Source organism: Streptacidiphilus melanogenes, from assembly GCF_000787835.1.
In the GTDB taxonomy this organism is placed as follows: domain Bacteria; phylum Actinomycetota; class Actinomycetes; order Streptomycetales; family Streptomycetaceae; genus Streptacidiphilus; species Streptacidiphilus melanogenes.
The window spans coordinates 1-20245 of the sequence record NZ_BBPP01000016.1; the positions used below are offsets into that span (position 1 = coordinate 1).

Annotated in this window: 23 protein-coding genes; 5 read left to right on the top strand and 18 right to left on the bottom strand. The window is 72.0% G+C overall.

Going from position 1 to position 20245, the window contains the following annotated elements:
• From TR49_RS18590 to TR49_RS18670, 17 genes are all read right to left on the bottom strand, one after another.
• A partial coding sequence (locus TR49_RS18590) for a carboxyl transferase domain-containing protein (RefSeq protein ID WP_042383055.1) occupies positions 1 to 198 on the bottom strand: 198 nt, incomplete at its 3' end.
• Positions 199 to 237: 39 nt separating this feature from the next.
• Positions 238 to 1197 carry an ACP S-malonyltransferase gene (locus TR49_RS18595; protein WP_201776204.1) on the bottom strand — a complete coding sequence of 320 codons (960 nt, stop codon included), beginning with the start codon at positions 1195 to 1197 and terminating at the stop codon, positions 238 to 240.
• 100 nt (positions 1198 to 1297) lie between these two features.
• Positions 1298 to 1768, bottom strand: a complete 471-nt coding sequence (locus tag TR49_RS18600; RefSeq protein ID WP_042383056.1) for a 3-hydroxyacyl-ACP dehydratase FabZ family protein — start codon at positions 1766 to 1768, stop codon at positions 1298 to 1300.
• Positions 1765 to 2166: an ApeI family dehydratase gene (locus TR49_RS40080; protein ID WP_052434411.1), complete on the bottom strand. Its 402-nt coding sequence runs from the start codon at positions 2164 to 2166 to the stop codon at positions 1765 to 1767. Before TR49_RS40080 ends, TR49_RS18600 begins: the two co-directional genes overlap by 4 nt.
• A gap of 4 nt (positions 2167 to 2170) precedes the next feature.
• Positions 2171 to 2881: an SDR family oxidoreductase gene (locus TR49_RS18610; protein ID WP_042383057.1), complete on the bottom strand. Its 711-nt coding sequence runs from the start codon at positions 2879 to 2881 to the stop codon at positions 2171 to 2173.
• A complete protein-coding gene (locus TR49_RS18615; protein WP_052434412.1) occupies positions 2878 to 3588 on the bottom strand; it encodes an HAD-IA family hydrolase in 711 nt (236 codons plus the stop codon). The genes TR49_RS18610 and TR49_RS18615 overlap by 4 nt, the downstream gene beginning before the upstream one ends.
• Positions 3585 to 4571 carry an AfsA-related hotdog domain-containing protein gene (locus TR49_RS18620; protein WP_042383058.1) on the bottom strand — a complete coding sequence of 329 codons (987 nt, stop codon included), beginning with the start codon at positions 4569 to 4571 and terminating at the stop codon, positions 3585 to 3587. The genes TR49_RS18615 and TR49_RS18620 overlap by 4 nt, the downstream gene beginning before the upstream one ends.
• Positions 4568 to 5665, bottom strand: a complete 1098-nt coding sequence (locus TR49_RS18625; protein ID WP_052434413.1) for a beta-ketoacyl synthase N-terminal-like domain-containing protein — start codon at positions 5663 to 5665, stop codon at positions 4568 to 4570. Before TR49_RS18625 ends, TR49_RS18620 begins: the two co-directional genes overlap by 4 nt.
• On the bottom strand, positions 5662 to 6915 hold the full coding sequence (locus tag TR49_RS18630) for a beta-ketoacyl-[acyl-carrier-protein] synthase family protein (RefSeq protein WP_042383059.1): 1254 nt from the start codon (positions 6913 to 6915) through the stop codon (positions 5662 to 5664). Before TR49_RS18630 ends, TR49_RS18625 begins: the two co-directional genes overlap by 4 nt.
• On the bottom strand, positions 6912 to 7190 hold the full coding sequence (locus TR49_RS18635) for an acyl carrier protein (protein WP_042383060.1): 279 nt from the start codon (positions 7188 to 7190) through the stop codon (positions 6912 to 6914). The genes TR49_RS18630 and TR49_RS18635 overlap by 4 nt, the downstream gene beginning before the upstream one ends.
• A gap of 106 nt (positions 7191 to 7296) precedes the next feature.
• Entirely contained in the window at positions 7297 to 8517 is a 1221-nt protein-coding gene (locus TR49_RS18640) for an FAD-dependent oxidoreductase (RefSeq protein ID WP_369405321.1), read from the bottom strand.
• On the bottom strand, positions 8490 to 9527 hold the full coding sequence (locus TR49_RS18645) for a ketoacyl-ACP synthase III family protein (protein WP_152627337.1): 1038 nt from the start codon (positions 9525 to 9527) through the stop codon (positions 8490 to 8492). The genes TR49_RS18640 and TR49_RS18645 overlap by 28 nt, the downstream gene beginning before the upstream one ends.
• Complete coding sequence (locus TR49_RS18650; RefSeq protein WP_042383061.1) at positions 9527 to 10957, bottom strand: MFS transporter; 1431 nt, start codon at positions 10955 to 10957, stop codon at positions 9527 to 9529. Before TR49_RS18650 ends, TR49_RS18645 begins: the two co-directional genes overlap by 1 nt.
• Positions 10958 to 10971: 14 nt before the next feature.
• Entirely contained in the window at positions 10972 to 12174 is a 1203-nt protein-coding gene (locus TR49_RS18655) for a serine hydrolase domain-containing protein (RefSeq protein ID WP_052434416.1), read from the bottom strand.
• 38 nt (positions 12175 to 12212) lie between these two features.
• A complete protein-coding gene (locus TR49_RS18660; RefSeq protein WP_084725011.1) occupies positions 12213 to 12686 on the bottom strand; it encodes an acyl-CoA thioesterase in 474 nt (157 codons plus the stop codon).
• Positions 12687 to 12872: 186 nt separating this feature from the next.
• Positions 12873 to 13553: an HAD family hydrolase gene (locus TR49_RS18665; protein ID WP_042383065.1), complete on the bottom strand. Its 681-nt coding sequence runs from the start codon at positions 13551 to 13553 to the stop codon at positions 12873 to 12875.
• A gap of 20 nt (positions 13554 to 13573) precedes the next feature.
• Positions 13574 to 14263 (bottom strand): ScbR family autoregulator-binding transcription factor, encoded by a 690-nt coding sequence (locus tag TR49_RS18670; RefSeq protein ID WP_052434417.1) that lies wholly within the window; start codon positions 14261 to 14263, stop codon positions 13574 to 13576.
• A 168-nt stretch (positions 14264 to 14431) separates the two neighbouring features.
• On the opposite strand from TR49_RS18670, the gene TR49_RS18675 reads away from it, so the two are divergent.
• The 3 genes from TR49_RS18675 to TR49_RS40085 all read left to right on the top strand — a co-directional run bounded on the left by TR49_RS18675 (position 14432) and on the right by TR49_RS40085 (position 17454).
• Positions 14432 to 15505, top strand: coding sequence for a ScbA/BarX family gamma-butyrolactone biosynthesis protein (locus tag TR49_RS18675; protein WP_042383066.1), 1074 nt, complete (start codon positions 14432 to 14434; stop codon positions 15503 to 15505).
• A gap of 152 nt (positions 15506 to 15657) precedes the next feature.
• On the top strand, positions 15658 to 16740 hold the full coding sequence (locus TR49_RS18680) for an acyl-CoA dehydrogenase family protein (protein ID WP_042383067.1): 1083 nt from the start codon (positions 15658 to 15660) through the stop codon (positions 16738 to 16740).
• A gap of 129 nt (positions 16741 to 16869) precedes the next feature.
• Complete coding sequence (locus TR49_RS40085; RefSeq protein WP_052434418.1) at positions 16870 to 17454, top strand: TetR family transcriptional regulator; 585 nt, start codon at positions 16870 to 16872, stop codon at positions 17452 to 17454.
• Positions 17455 to 17910: 456 nt separating this feature from the next.
• Here TR49_RS40085 and TR49_RS18690 read toward each other — a convergent pair whose 3' ends face one another.
• The gene (locus tag TR49_RS18690; protein ID WP_042383068.1) at positions 17911 to 18819 is read right to left on the bottom strand and encodes a serine/threonine-protein kinase; all 909 of its coding nucleotides are present in this window, start codon (positions 18817 to 18819) and stop codon (positions 17911 to 17913) included.
• A 67-nt stretch (positions 18820 to 18886) separates the two neighbouring features.
• Here TR49_RS18690 and TR49_RS18695 point away from each other — a divergent pair, with 67 nt between their 5' ends.
• Together TR49_RS18695 and TR49_RS18700 are read left to right on the top strand one after the other, a co-directional pair.
• Positions 18887 to 19432 (top strand): RNA polymerase sigma factor, encoded by a 546-nt coding sequence (locus tag TR49_RS18695; protein WP_042383069.1) that lies wholly within the window; start codon positions 18887 to 18889, stop codon positions 19430 to 19432.
• An 8-nt stretch (positions 19433 to 19440) separates the two neighbouring features.
• Complete coding sequence (locus TR49_RS18700; protein WP_042383070.1) at positions 19441 to 20181, top strand: hypothetical protein; 741 nt, start codon at positions 19441 to 19443, stop codon at positions 20179 to 20181.
• The last annotated feature ends 64 nt before the right edge of the window (positions 20182 to 20245 follow it).

The window sequence follows — 20245 nt, forward strand, 5'->3', positions numbered from 1 at the left end:
GCCCTCCAGCCCGAAGCCGGTCGCACGGTGCCGACGCAGCGGCTCCACCTCGTTGAACGAGCCCTCATCCAGCAGCAGCGCGATACGCTCACGCGCGGTCAGCTTGCCCTTCGCATGCTGCGCCTCGGTCGCCGCCTCACTCGGTCCCGCCAGCACCCGCTCGCGGATCGCCTGCAACTCCTCAACGCCGCTGGGCATCCGGGCCTCCCCCTCGGTTCTCGGGCGATGTTGCGGCCATCACGCGGCCGCCATCGCGGGCGCGGCGGCCTCCGCCGCCAGACGGTGCACGTCCTCGGGTGCGGTCACGGCGACCGCGCGGGCGGTCGGGTCGGTGCGCTGCAGCAGGCGGGTGAGCGGCCCGGCCGGGGCCAGCTCGATGTGCAGCGCGCCGGGGGCGAGCCGGGCGATCGACTCGCTGCAGCGGTCCCAGCGGACCGGTGAGGTGATCTGCGTGACCAGCCTGCGCCGCAGGTCGTCGGGGCCGGTGACCGGAGCGCCGTCGGCGTTGCCGAGCAGCGCCGCGTCGGGATCGGTGAACCGGCTCTCCCGGACCGCGCGGGCGAATTCCTCCACCGCGGGCGCCATGGCCTCGGTGTGGAAGGCGCCCGCCACCGCCAGCGGCGCGACACGCGTGCCCGGGGCAGGGGCGGCGGCCAGCGCCTCGACGCGGTCCAACGGCCCGGCCGCGACGAACTGGTGACTACCGTTCCAGTTGGCCACGGTCAGCCCGGCGGCCACGACCGCGTCGACGATGTCCGCGTCCGCCGCTCCCGCCCGCTTCGTCGGCATCACCGCGGCCATACCGGTCGGGGCGGTCCCGCACGCCGCGGACATCGCGGCGCCGCGAACGTGCGCGAGGCGGACCGCCTCTCCCGGGGCGAGGTACCCGGCGGCAGACGCGGCCGCCAGCTCGCCGACGGAGTGCCCCGCGAACAGCACCTCGCCGGAGGCCATCGGGACCTCGCTGCGCAGCAGCCGGCAGGCCAGCAGGGACGTGGCGACGATCAGCGGCTGTGCGAAGGCCGTGTCGGCCAGCAGCGACGCGTCACGTCCGGCCTCGGCCAGATCGAACCCCACGGCCTGCGACCAGTCGCCGACCAGGTCCACGGCGCCGGAGACGCGCTCCAGCCAGGGATCGAGCATCCCGGGCCGCTGGACTCCCTGCCCGGGGGCAGTCACGACGTAGTGGTAGACCACTGCTTCCTCCTTCTTGCTTGGTAGGACGAGCTCTTGGTGGACGTGCGCTTCGTGGACCGGTTCTCGCGGCACGAGCCCTCCGCCGGACGGGCCGGGGCGTTCAGGCGGCGCTCTCGGGGTCGCCGAGCGAGCCGGCGGGGCGGATCAGGGTGATGGCGCGCTCCACCTCGAGGACGATCCGGCCGTCCCCGCTCGCCCGGGAGACCCCGGTGAAGGTGGCCGTCTCCTCGTCGCGGTCGACGAGTTCGACGGAGTGCACCAGCAGCTCCCCGGCGCCCGCCGCGCCAAGCACCCGCACGCCGCGGGCCGAACCGAAGATCAGCAGCTGGCCGTCGGCCTCCTCGGACTCCTGGAGCACGAGCAGCCCGCAGGCCTGGAGGAAGGACTCCAGCGTCAGGGTGGCGGGGAACCGTCCGGGCCGGGCGGTGCCCAGGTGGCTGTCCAGCTCGTGGTAGGTGACCGCCTTCACGGCCTCCATGGCTCCCGGTGTGTGCCGGGCGATCCGGTCGACGTGCAGGGCAGGGTAGCCGTAGGGCAGCAGGTCTCCGGGGTCGGGATGGGTCTGGCTCATGTCCGGTGCCTCCAGGTCGCGACGATGCGGGCGCAGCGCTGTCCCCGGGTGCTGCAGGTCGCCTTGGTGACCAGGCGGTCTCCGTCACGGTCGACCGCCACCTCGAACAGCACCTCGTCGTCGGCCAGGGCCGGCCGGCTGAAGCGGGCCGAACCGACTTCCACCAGTTCGACGCCGCCGAGCGCGCCGTCCAGGTGCAGTTCGAGCATCTGCTGCAGGCTCTCGATCAGGAAGACCCCGGGATAGACCGTCAGCGAGGGGAAGTGCCCAGCGAGGTACGGGTCGTCCCTGACGACCTTCTTGCGGCCGACGAATCCACCCTCGACGGCCTCGACATGGTCCACGGCCACCAGCGGCAGCCGACGGGCGTCGGCCCGGATCGGAACGGTCGTCGTCATGGCGTCACACGCCCATGCCGACGCCGCCGCCGATCGGGATGGACGAGCCGGTGACGAAGCCGGCCTCGTCGGAGACCAGGTAGGCGACCAGCGCGGCCACCTCCTCCACCCGGCCGATCCGGCGCAGCGGCGTCTGCGAGATGATCTCCTTGCGCCGCCCCTCCGAGAGGTCGGCGATCATGTCGGTCTCGATCAGGCCCGGCAGCACGACGTTGGACGTGATGCCCGCGCGCCCGAGCTCCCAGGCCAGCGACCGCGCCAGACCGATCAGGCCGCTCTTCGAGGCGGCGTAGTTGACCTGGCCGGGGGAGCCCCACAGGGCGACGATCGAGGAGACGAAGACCAGTCGCCCCCACTTGTTCCCCATCATGTCCGCGACCGTCTCCCGGGCCACGTTGATGGAGCCGGTGAGGTTGGTGTCGAGGACGTCCTGGACGGCCTCGTGGGTCTGGGTGAGCAGCAGGCCGTCGTTCATGATCCCGGCGCAGTTGACGACGATGTCGATCTCGCCGAGGATCTCCCGGGCCCCCGCGACGGCGTCGCTGACCGACTGCGCGTCGCGGACGTCGCACTGGACGAACGAGACGCCGTCCACCTCCGGCTTGGTGGTGCGGGCGGTGCCGACCACGCGGTAGCCGCGCTTGTTCAGATCACTCGCGATCGCCGCTCCGATGCCTCGGCTGGCACCGGTGACGAGCACTCCCCGACTGGTCATCCTGTCGCTCCCTCGTGTGTGTCGGCTGCTGCCGTGTCGTTCGGTCCGGCGGCGGCGCGCGTGCCGCCGTCCTGCAGGAAGGCCTCGATCCGCGTGATGGCGGCGCGAGTGGAGCGGCCGCCGCCGACCACTCCGGTCCAGCCCGCGCGGCGGGCGCCGGCGACGTTGTCGTCCAGGTCGTCCACCAGCACGTTGGCCTCGGGCGGCAGGCCGGACCGCGCCTCGGCGAGGCGGAACATCGCAGCCTCGGGCTTGCGGGTACCGAGGTCGCAGGAGAGCAGGACCTCGTCGAACATCCCCGCCCAGGCCTGGAAGTCGCCGAAGTGGTCCCTCCAGTCCGCGGGCAGGTTGGAGATCATCCCGACGAAGACGCCCGCCTCGCGCCAGCCCCGCAGGGCGGCGACCCACTCGGCGTCGATCCGCCGGTCGCTCCACCACTCCGCGCCCAGGTTGGCGAGGTCCGCCTCGATCCCGAACCGGGCGGCGAGCTCACGCTCGATCTCCCCGGCCCACTGCCGTTCGTCGAGGATTCCGGAGTCCAGCACGGCCATCCCGTCCGGACAGCCGTGCCGGTCGGCCAGAGCCCGCAGGCACTGCCCCAACTGCTCGGGCGTGAACGGCTTCCCCTCACAGTAGGCGTGCAGTCCGTCCCGCAGCGGCGGGGTCAGCACGCCCCGGAAGTCCGTCCAGATCGCGTGCCGGCTCACCGCTCCCGGCCCCTCGTGCCGTCCCCCGCCACGGCAGGCGCCAGGCGGAAGGACATCCGGGTCACCACCAGGTCCTGCTGGACGCACTCGACATCGACCCACTCGCCGCGCCGGGTGGCCACGATCCGGGTGTCCGCGTCGAGTTCCGCGAACTGCGGGAAGGTGGCGCGGACCGCCGTCACCGCGTGCCCGGTCGGGTCTCCCGACCCGGCCAGCGCGAGCTGGCGGCCCGCCTCGATCAGCACCATGGCCGGGAAGTGGTCGTAGTCGTGGTCGAACAGGCTCGCGTTGGCGAGGTCGGGGGCCAGGGTCGCGCTGACGACCTCCCCGTCGCCCCGCACGTCGGCGAGGGCCACGTTGGCGGCCAGGGTCCGCGCCACGCTCTCCGGCGCGGCCAGGCCCTCCGGCCGGGCGGCGGACCGCAGGCCCGCCGTGGTCGGCGGCAGCGACCCGCTGCGCTGGTACGCGCGCAGCTCCTGGTAGCGGGTCTTGGGCACCCCCTGCACCGCCATCGACGCGCGCACCAGCACCGGGCCCGCGTCTGCCGCGCCGCCCTCGCCCGACTCGCCGTCGGATCCGTCCGTGCAGCGCTGGGCGTAGGCGATCTGCTTCGGCGAGCCGTCGCCGCGCAGGCGCAGCGCCTCGAACTCGGTCGCGATCCTCAACTCGCCCCCGACCCGCGTCAACGCGGCGAGGTCGGTGATCTCCAGCTCGATCGAGTTGAAGAAGAAGGCGATGTCGTTCGAGAGGCCCTCGAACTCGTGCGCCGCGCTGAGCGCCGTCTGGCGGCAGGCCTCGACGAGCAGCAGCACGTCCGCGAGGTGCGTTCCCGGGTGGTCGCGGTAGTACGGACTGACGGCCGTGGTGACCGTCGAGCCGCCGTACCCGCCGTCGGCCTCCCGCCAGGGCGGCGAGACCAGGATCTCCTGCTCGTTGGCCCGGTGGACCAGCTCGCGCCGGACCCGGGCGGCGGTCGCCGTCACGAGCCCGCCCCGATGGTGAGCACCGCCGCCGCCACGGCCCCGGAGGGGTCGATGCCGGTGATCAGCACGCCGTCACCCGGCTCGCCCAGTGCGACCGCCGCGGCCAACTGCATGGCGCCCAGGGCGCCACCGCACTCGCCGACCGCCGCCCGCACGTCCACCCGCTCGGCGTCGAAGCCGACCAGCGCCTTCTCCTCGGCGGCGGACAGGCTCGTCCCGACCGCGCCCGGCAGGAGGAGCCGGACCTCGACGCCGGCCGACGTGGCGGCCCGCACGGCGCGGTCGACCGCGCGGCGCAGCGCCTCGGCGTAGCCGTCCTCCGTGCGCTCGGGGGAGAACAGCACCTCGCAGGCGGTCACCTCGGCCAGCGCCGACGGCGCGTCCGGACCCGCCGGCTCCACGGCCACCAGGGCCACGCCCTCGCCGATCGCCACGCTCTGGTCCACCTCGCCCTTGAGGCGGGTCCCCCACGCGGTGTGGGGGGAGAGCTCCTCGACGCCGCCCACCAGCATCCGCTCGGCGTGACCGCAGCGGATCAGCCGCGCGGCGTAGCGCAGCGCGGACAGCGCGCTCACCGAGCCGTTGGCCACGGTGGAGTTGGGGCCGCGGAACGAGTGCCAGATCGCGATCTGACTGGCACAGCAGTTCATCGTGGTGTTCGGGAAGACCGCCGGATTGACCAGGTCGATCCCCTTGCCCTCGATGACGTCGATGTCCAGCTGGATGCTGCTGCTGAGGCTGCCGACCACGGTGCCCATCGCGATCCCGGTGGACCCCCAGGAGGCGTCGGCCACCTCGTGACGCCCGCTCAGGCCGCGCTTGAGCAGCGTGCTGGCCGCCAGGCCCAGCGCGGTGCTGCGGTCGAGGTTCTTCGTCCCCTTCCTCGGCACGTAGTCGGTGATCCTGAAGTCGGGCACGGCCGCCACCCGGCCGGGCAGACCCGCGTACTGGTCCCCCTCGGCCTCGGCCGGAGTGCCGAACGGCCCGTCGTCCCCGGCCGGCCGGCGCAGCCGGGCGCGCAGTGCGTCCAGGCCGACACCGGCTGCTGACAGCACGGACACCTCGGTGATCCGCAGCTCCTCGGTCGTGGTCATCGCCGCTCCTCCCCCGCGCCGACCGGCTCGCGGTCGGTGTAGGCGCCGAATATCGTGATGGCGTTGTTGCCGCCGAACGCGAACCCGTGGTTCTGCGCGACCCGCACGTCGGCGGTCCGCGAGCCCGAGCCGACGAAGTCGATGCCCTCCCCGAAGGCCGGGTCCACGTTCCGCAGGTTGACGGTGGGCGGCAGGAAGGACTCCTCGATCGCCTTGCAGCAGGCGATGGCGCCGAAGCCGCTGGCCGCGCCCATGGTGTGACCCAGCATCGACTTGAGCGAGCTCATCGGCGGGTGCTGCTCGCCGAAGACCAGCCGCGTGGCGGTGACCTCGGTGATGTCGTTGGTCGGCGTGCCCGTGCCGTGCGCGCAGACGTAGTCGACATCGCCCGCCTCGATGCCCGCGTTGGCGTGGGCCCGGCGGATGCAGTCCGCGATGCTCTCCGCGTCCGGGTGCACGATGTGGTGGGCGTCGCAGCTGAGCCCGTAGCCGAGCAGCTCGGCGTAGATGCGGGCGCCGCGCGCCTTCGCGTGCTCCAGCTCCTCCAGGACCAGCACCGCACCGCCCTCGGCGGTGACGATGCCCGTGCGGTCCCGGTCGAACGGCTGCGGCACCTCGTCGGCCACCGCGCCGAGGCTGAGGAAGCCGGCGTGCGTGAACCGGTTGACGCTGTCGGCGCCGCCCGCGACCATCACGTCGGACTCTCCGACGATGATCTTGTCGGCGGCGCTGCCGATGGCGTAGTTGGCCGCCGAGCAGGCCGTGGGGATGACCACGGTCTCGCCGAACAGCCCGAGTTCGACCGAGACGGCGGCCGCGATGTTCCCCGCGGGGATCTTGGCGACCAGGTCGGTGGAGATCCGGCCGGGACCGCCCTCGAGCCACTGCTTGGTCAGCGTGTCGACCGTCGGCGCCTCGCCGTTGGTGGTGCCGATGATCGCGCCCGTCGTGGCGCGGGTCTCCTCGTCGAGTTCGAGGCCGGCGTCCTCGACGGCCAGCCGGGCGGCGGCGGCCGCGAAGTGCGCGGTCCGCCCCCAGTCGTCCAGGTCGATCCGGCGGACGATCGAGGCCGGGTCGAACCCGTGCACCTCGCCCGCCATGTGGGAGGGGAAGTCGCCGCTGTCGAAGGACTCGATCTCCGAGACCCCGCTGCGGCCGGCCCTGACCCCCTCCGCGAACTCCTGGGCGCCGGTCCCGATGCTGCTCACACAGCCCAGGCCGGTCACCACGACCCGACGTGTGCGGCTCACTGGTCGCCGCCCTTGCCGTCGCGGATGTCGATGATGCGCTGGACCAGGCGGGCGACGGTGCGCAGGTCCACGACCTGCTCGCGCGGCACCCGGATGGACAGCTCCTTGTTGACCCGGGCCAGCACCTGGATCAGGCCGAGCGAGTCCGCGCCGTACACGTCGATCAGGTCCGCGTCCACGTCGACCTCGGCCGGCTCGACGTCCAGCTCCAGCTCGTCGACGATGATGTCGAGGGTGGTGGCGCGGACGACCTCGTCGGAAACGACAGTGATCACTTCTTCATCCTTTTCTGTGTGTGATTTCTGTACGCACTGCCACTCCATGGAGCGTGCGCAGGAGATTTCGAAAGAGATTTCACAGGAGATTTCCCGAAAGCCTGGCTCAGGCGTGCGACGCCTCGGACTCGCGGCGGTTTCCGGGATTTCCAGGGACGTGCAGCTGGCTCATCCTGGCCACCCGGTCGACGTGCGCCCGCGGATCGTCGCTCATCGCGGCGTACCTGCCGTCACGTGCGGCGATCTCGGCTCCGTCGCGGAGGCCGCCGTCCCTGGCGTGCTCGATCGCGGTCGCCATGACCAGCCGGATCGCACTCTGACGCTCGGCGTCGTAATCCTGCAGAAAATTCTCTGCGAGGGGGCTTTCCAGGCCGTTTCGCCGTGCCTCCACGATACGCCAGGAAAGTGCCGCCGCGTCAAGTATTCCAGAATTCATTCCCTGACCGCCGGCCGGTGCCATCACGTGCGCGGAATCGCCCGCGAGAAGGCACCGGCCCAGGCCGAAGGCGTCCGCGATCGCGAAGCGCGCCTCGAAGTCCGCGGTGGAGACGAGGTCCCGCACGACTCCGCGTCGGGTGCGCGGACCGCGCTCGTCCAGCAGCCGCTGGAACGACGCCGCGGAGGCGTCCGGGGAGTCCGGCGTGAGCCGGTACGCGAGACGGTAGGCACGACGGTCGTGCGGCCCGATGGCCAGGCCGCCGCCGGGCGTCCAGCAGTAGGCGGCCTCGTCCTCGGGCAGCCCGTCGATCACCGCGTCGGCGATCCTGAAGGAGACCCGGGGGCCGACGTCGGCCATCGCGATGCCGAGCAGGCCGCGCACCGCGCCGCCCGCCCCGTCGGCGCCGACGAGCAGCCGGGCCGACCGGCTCGCGAGCTGCCCGTCGGAGCGCACCTGGACCGTCACCTGCTGGTCGTCCTGGTCGAGGTGGACGACCTCGCCGTCGTCGACCTCGCCCCCCGCGACCAGGAACGCCGACTCCAGGGCGGCCTCGGTGTCGTGCTGCGAGACGCCGAGGGCGAACCCGTAGCGGGTGTCCGTCAGGCGGTCGATCTCGAAGCGGCCGATGGGGTCGCCGGATGAGTAGTAGCCGAGCCGGGTGACCCGGCTGCCCGACGCGGCGAGCACGTCGGTCACTCCGGTCGGCTCCAGGATCGCCAGGGCGTGCGGCCAGATCACTGAGGCCCGCGAATGGCCGCTGAAGGGCCGGTGTTTGCGCACGATTCGGACCGAGAGACCGGCTCGGGCGAGGAGGCACCCCGCCGTCAGTCCGGTCGGGCCGGCGCCGACGATCAGGACGTCTAGCACACCAGCTCCAGCACCAGGCACGACCAGGTGTACCCGCCACCGGCGTTGACGACGACGCAGAGGTCGCCCGGCCGCAGGCCCTGCCGCTCGTAGCTGTCGGCGATGTTCGCCCCGACGTCGGCGACGCCCAGGTGCGCGGTCTCGCCGCCCTGCCACAGCAGCTTCTCCTCGCCGAAGAACGGCGCGAGCAGCGGGCGGTACACGGTCTCGAAGATCTTGCCGCTGAGCCGGGGCAGCGCCACCACGCGGATGCGGTCCTCGGCGCCGGTCAGACCCGCGTCGGCCAGCGCCTCGCGGACGCAGGCGGTCAGCGACTCCCGCGACCGGCCGGTGAACCCCTCGATGCCGTACTGCGTGAGGTAGTCCTTCTTGGCCGCCTTCAGGTCGACCGTCCCGCCCGCGCGCATCGCCGGGCCGGGCGTCGGCTCGTAGCCGGACCGGTTCATCTCCTCCAGCTCCGGTGCCGCGCTGCTGGCGAGGGACACGATCCGGTAGGAGTTGCGCTCGGCGGGCTCGCGCGAGACCAGCATCGCGGTCCCGGCGTCGCCGTGCACGCACCCGTAGTTCAGGTTCCACCGGTCCACCTGCGGCGCCAGCATCGCGTCGGAGGCGGTGACGGCCGCCGAGTTGATCGACGGATCCGCGAGCATGGCCCGGCCGGCCAGTTCGAGCGCGGCCATCGGCGCGTTACAGCCCTGCGACAGGTTCATCGGCAGGGAGCCCAGCGCGCCCGTCCGGTGCGCGACGTAGTGCGCCGCGCTCCAGATGTCGAAGCCCTGGTGCCACCAGCTGCAGTGCAGCAGCAGACCCACGTCCGACGGGTCGGTGCCGGATGCCTTCAGCGCACCCTTCAGCGCCTCGACCGCGAGGTCGGCCGCGGGGGCGCCGCCCTCGAAGACGGGCACCTCGGGATTCCCGATCGTCTCGTCGAAGTCCCGGACCAGGCCCTGGGCCAGCGCCTCGGCGACCGGCACCCGCGTCCCCGGGTAGGAGACCGTGCACCCGTTCAGATACAGACTGTCGAACAGCATCACCGGGCCGCCTTGTCCTCTTGCAGGAACCGGCCGAACCCCGCGAACAGCGCCGCCACCGCGAGGAAGACCGCGGCCACGACGACGAACCCGAGGCGCATGTCGTCCTGGCCGGAGACCCCGACGAACACCGCGCCGAGCAGCGCGACGCCGAGCGCGAGTGTGGTCTGCTGGGTGGTCGTCACGATGCCGCTGCCGACGCCGATCTGGTCCGGCGGGATCGAGGACAGCACGGTGCGGTAGACGGTGGGCACGAACAGGCCGTTGCCCACGCCGATCAGGAACATGCCCACGATGAGGTGGTAGAAGTGCAGGTGAGGCCACCACAGCAGGGCCGGCACGATCAGGCTGATCAGCCCGAGACCCTGGACGACTCCGCCGATCTGCAGGGTGCGGACGCCGAGCCTGCCGATCAGCTTCGGGGCGCGCAGGGCCGCGAGGAACTGACCGAGCGCCATCGGGGCCATCGACAGGCCCGACTCGAAGGCGCCCATCCCGTTACCGCCCTGGAGCGCCAGCGCGAAGACGAAGATGAAGCCGCCGAAGGCCAGGAAGCCGCTGCCCAGGACCAGCAGACCACGCCGCATGACGGCCCGCTCGAGCAGGGACGGAGCGATCAGCGGGACGGCGCCGGCCGCCTCGACCCGCTGCTCGTAGCGCCACAGCACGACACCGGAGACGACGGCCAGGGCGATCAGGGCCCAGCACCACAGCGGCCAGTGAGTCTGCCGGCCCACGCTCAGCGGGATCAGCAGGGCCAGCACCGAGAGCCCGAAGAGGGCGGTGCCGCCCAGGTCGGTGCCCTGCGGCTGCGTCGCCTTGGTCTCGGGGACCCAGAGCCTGGTGCCGATCACGGCCAGGATGCCGAGCGGCACGTTGACCAGGAAGATCGGCCGCCAGCCCAGGTCGGCGATGTTCGCCCAGACGAACAGGCCGCCGAGCAGCTGCCCGACCGCCGCGGACAGGCCGCCGACCGCGCCGTAGTAGCTCACGGCCCGGGTCTTGGCGGGCTCGACGAGCGCGGCCTGGATCGTGGAGAGCACCTGGGGCAGCAGCAGTGCCGCGGCCGCGCCCTGCAGCACCCGGGCCCCGACCAGGGTCTCGATGTTCGGCGCGAACCCGCAGGCGGCCGAGGCGAGGGTGAAGCCGACGATGCCGGCCTGGATCACCCTGCGGCGCCCGTACCGGTCACCGAACCGGCCGCCCAGCACGAGCAGCACGGCATAGGTGATGCCGTAACAGCTCACCACGAACTGCGAGGTGGAGGCGGAGACGGCGAACGACTTCTGGATCGAGGGCAGGGCCACGTTGACGATGAACGCGTCGACGGTCGTCAGGGCCGCGGCGACGAGCAGCGTCGCCTGCCCGAGCCCGCCGAATCCCGCGGTGGCGGGCGCCGCCGGGGGCGCCTTGGTGGCAACGGTGGTCATGGGGAGAGTTCCTTTCACCGGTAGGACTGGTAGACGAACTGGCGCAGCCGGTTCGCGATCGGGAGGGTCCGCGACGGGAACAGCTGCGGCACGATGAGCGCGGCCACGCCGGTCGACGGGTCGACGAAGAAGTTGGTGCTGCTCGCGGACAGCCAGGCGTACTCGCCGGCGCGCGTCAGGATGTGGCTCTCGCCGGGCGACTGCATGGTCATGAAGCCGAGCCCGAAGCCGACGGACTTCATCAGCTCGTTGATCGCGGGCACCGGCCAGTAGCCGTACCCGGAGCCGAGGGTGACGTTGCCGGGGAGGTGGTTGGTGCGCATCGACTCGACGGTCATCGGCGAGACCACGTAGTCCGAGGAGGCGCCGATCCGACCGCCGTTGACGAGCATGCCGAGGAAGGCCATGTAGTCCTCGGCCGAGGTGTAGACGCCGCCGCCGCCCGAGAGGAAGAGGGGGGCCTCGGTGTCGACGGGAAGACCGAGCGGAGCCAGGCCGCCGCCCTCCGCGGGGGTGTAGATCTCGGCGTAGCGGTGCGCCTGGCCCGGATCCACGTGGAAGCCGGTCTCCCGCAGACCCAGCGGCTCGAAGAGACTCTCCGCCAGGTAGTAGTCGAGGCGCCTGCCGGAGACCACCTCGACGACCCGGCCCAGGACGTCGGTGCTGACGCCGTAGTTCCAGGCCGTTCCCGGCTGGAAGCGCAGCGGGAACGAGCCCCAGGCCTCGGTGGCCCCGGCGAGGTCCACCCCGGCCGGAACGCCCAGCGCGTAGCCGGCGCCCGCGTACAGGGTGTCCACCGCGTGGGACTGGTGGGAGCCGTAGCCGAGCCCGGAGGTGTGGGTCAGCAGGTGCCAGATCCGCATCGGCTCCAGCAGGCCCTCGGTGAGGGGGGCCTCGGCCATCCCGGAACGGTAGACGCGCAGGTCCGCGTAGCCCGGGAGATAGTCGGCCACCGGGTCGTTCAGCCCGACCAGGCCCTTCTCGACCAGCGTCATGAAGGCCACCGAGGTCATCGCCTTGCTGAGCGACCAGGCCCGGAAGATGCTGTCCGTCTTCATCGGGCTGCTGTCGGCGATGTTCGCCATACCGCCGGACGCCGCGTACCTGACCTCGCCGTGCTGGGAGACCATGCAGGTCCAGCCCGGCATCCTCCCCTCGTCGACGTGGCGGTCGAAGTACTCGCCGAGGGCGGACAGTCGATCTGCGTCGAGCTGCACTGAAATAACTCCTGTCGTCTGATGGGAAACCAAGGGCCTTACAGGCGTGCGCCGCAGGACTCGTCGAGGTGCTTCCGCAGCCGGGGGCCGATCCGGTAGCTCTCCTGGGTGGCCAGGTCGAACATGACCATCCGGCTCACCGCCTTGACGCTGACCCGCCTTGAGTCGTCGAGTATCCGGAAGTTGAACTCGAAGCTGGACCGCCTGATGTTGGACGTCCACACCTCGACGTTGACCGGCTCCAGCGAGTACTGGAGCGGCCGCAGGTATCCGATCTCGTGCGCGGCCACCACCGCGGTCTCGCCCTCGAAGGCGCCGCTCGCCATGAGCCATCTCATGCGGGCCTCTTCGATGATCCGCACGATCTCGCAGTTGTTGACGTGACCGTAGGAGTCGACGTCGCCCCACCGCAGTGAGATCTCCACGGACGTCGGATCGGCAGCCGTCAGCGGGGCTTCGGGGTGTTCCAGGACTGTGGATGGTTCCAGGACTACGGATGAGTGCCTGCTCATCGAATCAACCTCGTCTCAGCATGGCCGTCTGCACTCGGCGGTCCGCCGGGGGCGGGATCGCCGCGACGGTGAGATCATGACACAGAGAACATACCGTTGAGAAGGTATTTTTTGTGAAGGCGAGTCGACGCAGCTCGAAGGTCCTTGGCTTCGTCGACGTTCTTGCTGGTCAGACCAGTTGGCCAGTCAGGCCGGTCCGCGCCGTGCGGGCAGCAGCCGGGCGCCGGCCAGGCGGCCGAGCAGCTCGGGCGCGCCGACCAGCACGGGGTGCCCCACCTCGCCCAGCATCGGCAGGTCGGACACGTGGTCCCCGTATCCGTAGCAGTCGGCGGGATCGACCTGCGGCTGGGCGTCCAGCACCGCCCGCACGGCCCGCCGCTTCTCCTCGCCGATCACGGGATCACCGACGAGCTCGCCGGTGAACACCCCTGCCCGCACCTCGGGACGGCTGCACAGCGCCTGCGCCGCGCCGACGTCGCGGGCGATGGGCTCGACCACGGCCGGGAACGAGCCGGAGACCAGCACCAGCCGGTCCCCCGCCGCCCGGTGCCCGGACAGGGCGTTCCTGGTCGCCGCGATGTAGAAGCCCGCACCTCGGGCCCGCTCCGCGAACCACCGGCGGCCGGACTCACCCACCAGCTCGGCGGGTTCACCGGCCCATGCGCGGTAGTAGCTGCGGTTCGCCTGCTCCCGCGGCACACCGGCCGAGGCCGCGGCGGTGAGATCGGCTCGGACCGCGCGAGCGCGTCGTACGCCCTGCGGCCCGTACCGCTCCCCGAGGTAGAAGTCGAGAAAGTCGAACATGCTCTTGCAGTCGATCAGCGTCTCGTCGACGTCACTGAACACCAGACGCGCGGGCGGGCGCATCAGCTCTCCCCCGAGCCGGATCAGTGCTGTTCCGCAGACCGCGGCCGGGCACGCAGCGCCGGGAAGAGCAGGTCCCGCACCTCCCTCCAGCGCTCCGCGAAGTCGGCGCGCTCGTGCAGGTTGTTGGAGATGTGCTGGGCGCCGAAGAAAGCGGCGACCGCCACCCGGGCGGCCACCTCCGGGTCCGCCCCGTCCGCCAACTGCCCCTGGGCCTGGGCCTCGCGCAGCAGCATCGAGATCAGGTTCGTCCAGTCCACGTAGGGCAGCGGCAGTTCGACGTCGATCACGGCCCGCTCGTTCTGCAGCCGGGTGCCCGCCTGCATGATCGGGTCGTTCAGGAACGCCGAGGTCGCCTCGTTGAACATCTCGATCACGGTGTCCAGCGGCGAGAGCCCCTTGGCCCGGACCGCCTCCAGCGCCCGCGGCCAGCTCTCGTAGAGCGCCTCCACGACGGCGACGGCCAGGGACTGCTTGTTGGGGAAGTGGAAGTAGACCGCACCCTTGGTCATCCCCACCTTCTCGGCCACGTCCTTGATGCCGGTCTGCTGGTACCCCCGCTCGGAGAAGAGCTGCGCGGCGCAGCGGAGGATCTCCGCGCGGGTGCGGATCGCTCGTTCCTGGCGTGGGTCCGGCCCCTGGGGCACGGCCGAGGCGCCCGTCCGCCGTGCCGTCCACGGTGCCTCCGGGGCACCGGCCTCATTCCGCGTCACAGCTCGCCGTCCTTCCGACTCGGGGGAATACCCCTAGCAATATACCTTCGCAGAGGTATATTTTCTCTCTGTGATCAACGGCCGCCCGGCCGGGCCCCCTCAAAAGGGCTCATCTCCGGCACGGGCGACCGCCGTTGGGGGACGGCAGCACAAACGGGGAGGATCCACATGTCCATCAGCGCACCGCCCAGGCAGATCCCGCTGCGACACGCAGCACCGGCCAAGCCCGCCCGCAGACTCTCCTTCGCCCGGCACCTGCCGCCGGAGGCCGTCCACAAGGCCGCCGCACGGGAGGTCCTCCTCACGGACGCGCTGCAGCTGGCCGAGGACCGCTTCGCGGTCGCCGCCGTCTGGCACCGGGACCGGTTCCTCCACCACGACGTCCGGCACGACCTCCACCACGACATCCGCGGCGCGTTCCACCACCAGCTCCACCACGGGGGCTTCAGCGGGCCGACCGACCCGCTGCTGGCGGTGGAGACGGCCCGGCAGACCCTGATCCATCTCTCGCACCGCTTCTACGGCGTCCCCGAGGGACACCCCTTCGTCCTCAACACGCTCGACTTCGACCTGCAGGACACCGTCACCTCGGTTCTTGCGCGCGGCCCGCGCCCGGTCGTCCTCGACGTGACCTGCACCCGGGCGGCCAGGACGCCGCGCCGGCTGGGGATGGCACTCGACGCGGCGGTCACGGTCGGCGGGGCGCACATCGGCCGGGTCCGCATGCAGTGGGAGATGCTGGACCCGAGACTCTACGCCCTGGCGCGCACCCGCGCCCGGAACGAGGCGCGCACCACGGCCCCGTTCCCCCGCGGGCTCCGACGGCTGGCCCCACGCGAGGTGGGCTACGCCTACGACGAGCACGTGCTGCTCGCCCGCGCCCCCGAGGACGCCCCTGGCGAGTTCTGGCTCGACCAGAACACCGACCACCCGGTGCTCTTCGACCACCCGTCCGACCACGTCCCCGGCATGGTCCTGCTGGAGGCGTTCCGTCAGGCGGTGACCACGATGGGCGCGCCGGACATCCCGCTGCGGCCGGCCCTCACCCACGTCTCCGCGGCCTTCACGACCTTCGGCGAGCCGGACGCGCCGGTGCGCATCACCGTCCGTCCCCGCTCCGGCGGCCCCGAGGGGCCGGGAACGGCGGAGGTCAGCGCCGTCCAGGGAGACACGCCCCTGGTCTCGGCGCACGTCGGCTACCAGCTGCCGCGGGTGCTGACCCGTCGCGAGGTGGCCTCGTGAGGCACGCCACCGGAACCGCACTGCTCGCCAGGCCTCGCCCGTCGGACGCCGCCGGGAGACCCGAGGGGCTGAGCGGCCCGGCGGGCCCAGGACTGGACCGCGCCCCAGGCCTTGACGAAACCTCAGACCTCGCGCAGGCCGCCGTCCGGCGCGTGGCGCAGACCGCCGCGCGCGACCTGCCCGGCATCGACGACCGTCGCCGCATCGGCGCGGAGACCGCCGCCGCCGTCGTCGAGGCCGGCTTCGCCAGGCACTTCGTCCCGCAGCACCTCGGCGGGACGGCCGGGACGTTCTCCGCACTGCTCGACGCCTCGGCCGCGGTCGGCGAGACGTGCCTCTCCACGGCGTGGTGCGCGACCCTGTACGCGGCACACGGGCGGCTCGCCTCCTACCTGCCCGAGCAGGGGCGGCAGCAGCTGTGGGAACGCTCCCCCGACATGCTCATCTCCGCCTCGATCATGCCCCCGCAGGGTGAGGCGGTGCGGGAGCGCGACGGCTGGCGCCTGCGCGGCCGGTGGGACATGGCCAGCGGCGTCGACCACGCCGACTGGCTGCTGCTGGGTTCCAGGACCCCCGGCGCGGACGGGCCCGAGCATCGGATCTTCGCCGTGCCGCGGGCGGACTGGACCGCCCTGGACACCTGGCGCAGCCTGGGCATGCGCGGCACCGGCAGCCACGCGGTCGAGGTGACCGAGGCGTTCCTGCCCGACTCTCTCTCGTTCACCCTCGGCTCCCTGAACCGGCCGCAGCCCGAGGGCGCAGCCCGGTGCCACCGGGTGCCCTATCTGATGGTCGGCGCCCTGATGTTCGCCATGCCGATGGTCGGTGCGGCCCAGGGGGCGCTGGACGCGTGGCGTGCCGCCTCCGTCCGGCGCGCCGGGGGAGGGACGCCCGGCCTCGCGCGGCGAGCGGAGACGGATCGCGTGCTGGCCGAGTGCTCGGTGCAGGTCGACGCGGCCCGCATGCTGCTGGAACGGGCCGCGCGCCGCGCCGACACGGCGGACCCCAGCCCGCTGCTGGCCGCGGAGAACCGGCGCGACGCGGCCGTGGCGGTGAGCTGGTGCGCCTCCGTCGCGGACCGTCTCTTCCGCACCGCCGGTTCCCGCGCGCACCGCGAGGACTCCGCCCTCCAGCGTCACTGGCGTGACCTCACCACCGCCTCCTCCCACGGCGCGCTCGCCGTCGAGGCCGCCGCCGTCGGCTACGCCGACGCGCTCCTCGACCTGCCCGGCTAGGGCCTGTCCGGCGGGCAGCGCACTTTCCCGGCCCGGGGCTGCCTCGACAGCCCCGGGCTCAGCCCTTGCCGAGAAACATACCTTTTGGTAGGTATGTTATTCCCGTCTGGAGAGTGTGAGGTTGGTTCGATGGTGAAACAGGCAAGGGCATGGCTGACCCGGGACCGGGTCCTGGACGCCGCGGCGCAGGAGTTCGCCATCCACGGCTACGAGCCCACCAAGCTCCACGACGTGATCGCCCGGACCGGCATGACCAAGGGTGCGCTCTACGCGCACTTCGGCTCCAAGCACCAACTCGCGTCCGCCCTGGTCGACGAGAGCACCGCGCACTGGAACCGCATCCGCGCCGCACCGACCGCACCACCGCCCTCGGCGGAGGCGGCGCTGACCGAGCTCATCCGCCGGCTCGGCGCCGAGTTCGACACCAACATCCGCTTCCGCGCGGCCCTCCGGCTCGTCTCCGACTCCGAGTGGCCACTGGACGACCCGGACGGCCTCTTCCGGGGCATCCACCGGGAGCTGGTGACCCGCATCCGCGGGGCCCAGGAGGAGAAGGAACTGACGGCCGCCCACCCGCCGGAGTCCCTGGCCTACCTGATCCTGGCCATCCTCTACGGCGCCGCCCACATGCAGGCGGCCTGGGGCACCCCGATGGGCGACCGCATCGGACTGGACCACGCCTGGCGCGTCCTCTGCACCATCCTTGGCCTCTGACCCACCGAGCTCGTCGAGCCCGTCGAGCCGAGCGGGACCCACCGCTCGGCGCACTCGACGGCATGGTCCCGCGCCGTCAGTGGCCCCGCCTGGTGTCCTGTCCCACAACAGGGTGATCGATCCGTCCGGGCCTCCAGGCCCTCGCGTACTTGGGCCCCGCGCCGCACTCAGGGCAGGTCAGACCGAGTCGGCGTGCGTGGCCGGCAGCAGTGATCGCCGGATTTGTTTCCTGTGGCGTGCAACCCTTCCGCCCGGTCGTGGATCAGGGCGTGCGGCCTCACTCAGGCGACCGCTCGGCCAAGGTGGTCGACGATCTCAGGCGTGGGCGGACCAGCACGGCGCGTGACGCCCGCTTCACGGAGTCAATCCAACTCGCGTTTCATCCACGTGAGTTGAACGCTGCGATGGGCTACCCACCGGGCAGGCGCACCGAACTCACACGAGATGACCTCGGACTCAGCGCAGCAGCCAGGTCAGCATCATCGTCGTCAGGAAGACCAGTACCGCTGCGGAGCAGACCGCGAGCCGGCCCGGCCCCGGCCGCACGGTCTGCGTCCCCACCCCGGCTCCCGGGGTGAGCAGCGCGTCGGCAAACGCCCGGGCGGTGGGCGGGCGCTTCTCCGGGTCCACCGACATCGCCGCGCCGAGCAGTCCCTCGACGCCCTCCGGGAGCACCGGTCCGCCGGGAGGCATCGACGGCGCGGGCGCCGGCACGCCGCCGGTGACCAAGGTGGTGCGCCCGCCGGAACCGAAGGGCTTCTGCCCGGTCAGCAGCTCGAAGGTCAGCACGCCCAGGGCGTAGACGTCCGCGCGACCGTCGAACCCCCCTGTCTGGAAGGCCTGCTCGGGCGCCATGTAGGCGGGGGTGCCCGTGGTCACGGTCAGCCCCGACGCGTCGGCCAGCTGCTTCGCGCTGCCGAGGTCCGCCACCAGCACGCCCTCGGGCGTCTGCTCGGCGTCGAGCAGCAGGTTCGACGGCTTGACGTCCCGGTGGACGACACCCGCATTGTGCAGCACCTGCACCGCGTACCCGGCCTCGGCGGCCAGCCGCAGCGCCTCCTCCGGCGGGCACTGCCCGATCCGTTCGGCCAACGTGCCGCCGCGGACGTAGTCCATCACGAAGTAGGGCCGGTCCTCGTGGACCCCGACGTCGTGCACCCGCACCACCCGGGGGCTGGAGATCCGGCGCAGCAGTCGCGCCTCGGCCAGGAACCGCTCCCTGACGTCGGCGTTCGACGCCCAGTTGTCGGCCAGCACCTTGACCGCGACGTCCGTGTCCAGCTCCGGGTCGTAGGCCCGCCACACGGTCGCGAAGGAGCCGGCTCCCAGCCGGTCCACCAGGAGATAACGGCCCAGCTTCTGCATGTGGCAGCATTCTGCCGGAGTCGCGGGGGACGCGGAACTCCGGAGCGGACGGGAACGGGGTCGACAGGTGCTCGACGAGAGCGAGCTGACACAGTTGGTGGCAGCTGCGCAGACAGGTGACCAAGCATCACTGGAACACCTGCTGACCAAGCTGCGGCCGTTGGTCATGCGGCGTTGCGCCAGGTTCCTGCCCCACCACGCCGACGCGGAGGAGGCCGCCCAGGACGCGCTGCTCTCCGTCAGCAGGCATCTGCACGAGTACGGCGGGCGCGGCTCGTTCCTCGGTTGGGTCACCGTGATCGCGTCCAACGCCGCCAGATCCACCTACCGTTCGATGCGCCGCCGTGCGGAGGACAGCCACGCGGTCCTGCCCGAGGACGTGGACCCCCGGACGACCAGCGTCATCGCCGGCACCCGGATCGACCTGATGGAAGCACTGGCCGCGCTCGAGCAGCAGCATCCGGCGCTGGCGGAGTCCTTCGTGCTGCGCGATCTCGGCGACCTGACCTACCTCCAGGTCGCCGAGACCCTCGACACTCCGCTCGGCACCGTCAAGGCTCGCATCCACCAGGCTCGCCGCTTCATGCGCGACCGCCTCGCCGACAGCGTCTGAAGGCTCGGGTGCGAACTCGGGCTGTCATCGCCGTCCTTGTCACAGCCGCCGCGCTCGGCGTGCTGACCGGCCGCTTCGTCCTGCCCGCCCGGCCTCCCTCCCGGTCTCACGCCCCGACGGCGCCGACAGCGGCTCCCAGCCGCACCGTCACCGGCCCGAAGGCCGCCACCGGACCGGTGACGAAGCGGAACCTGCTGTCTGCGGCGACCTTCGCGGCCGTCGGCGTCACCGGCCACGTCTACGTCCGGGACCGGTTCGGTGACGGCCACTACGGCGACGGGGACTGCGTCGGGGAGAAGACCCTCAGCCAGGCCCTGGGCGGGTCGGGTGCGTACTTCCGCGGCCTGATGACGTCCACCGCCGCCTCGGCCGACGACGACAGCATCGCCGTCGACCTGCATGCGCAGATTGCCCGGGAGGTCGCCGCCAACGCCGGAACTCCGGCGCTGGCACGGAACTTCGCCGAACGCCTGGTGCTGGAGGAATTGCCTTGCCAGGACGAGACGCCCGGCCACTGGGTCTACGGGCCGACGCACACCCTCGCCCTCGCGCCGGACGTCAGTGCGAGCTGGATGGGCTTGTACGAGGGGAACCTGAACACCACCGGGACCGCGCCGCCCGGCCGGGAGCCGTGCGGCGGCGTCGCCTTCCTGCGCAGCGGCTCGCACTACGCGATCCTGGAGATCGACGCCTGCCTGGGCACGGAGGCGATGACGGCTGTGGTCCGCACCGCCGTGTCACAGCTCTGAAACAGCGGCCGACCGGTCCAACTTTCGCCGCGAGGCCGACATCTCCCCGGTTGTACGAGGGCGC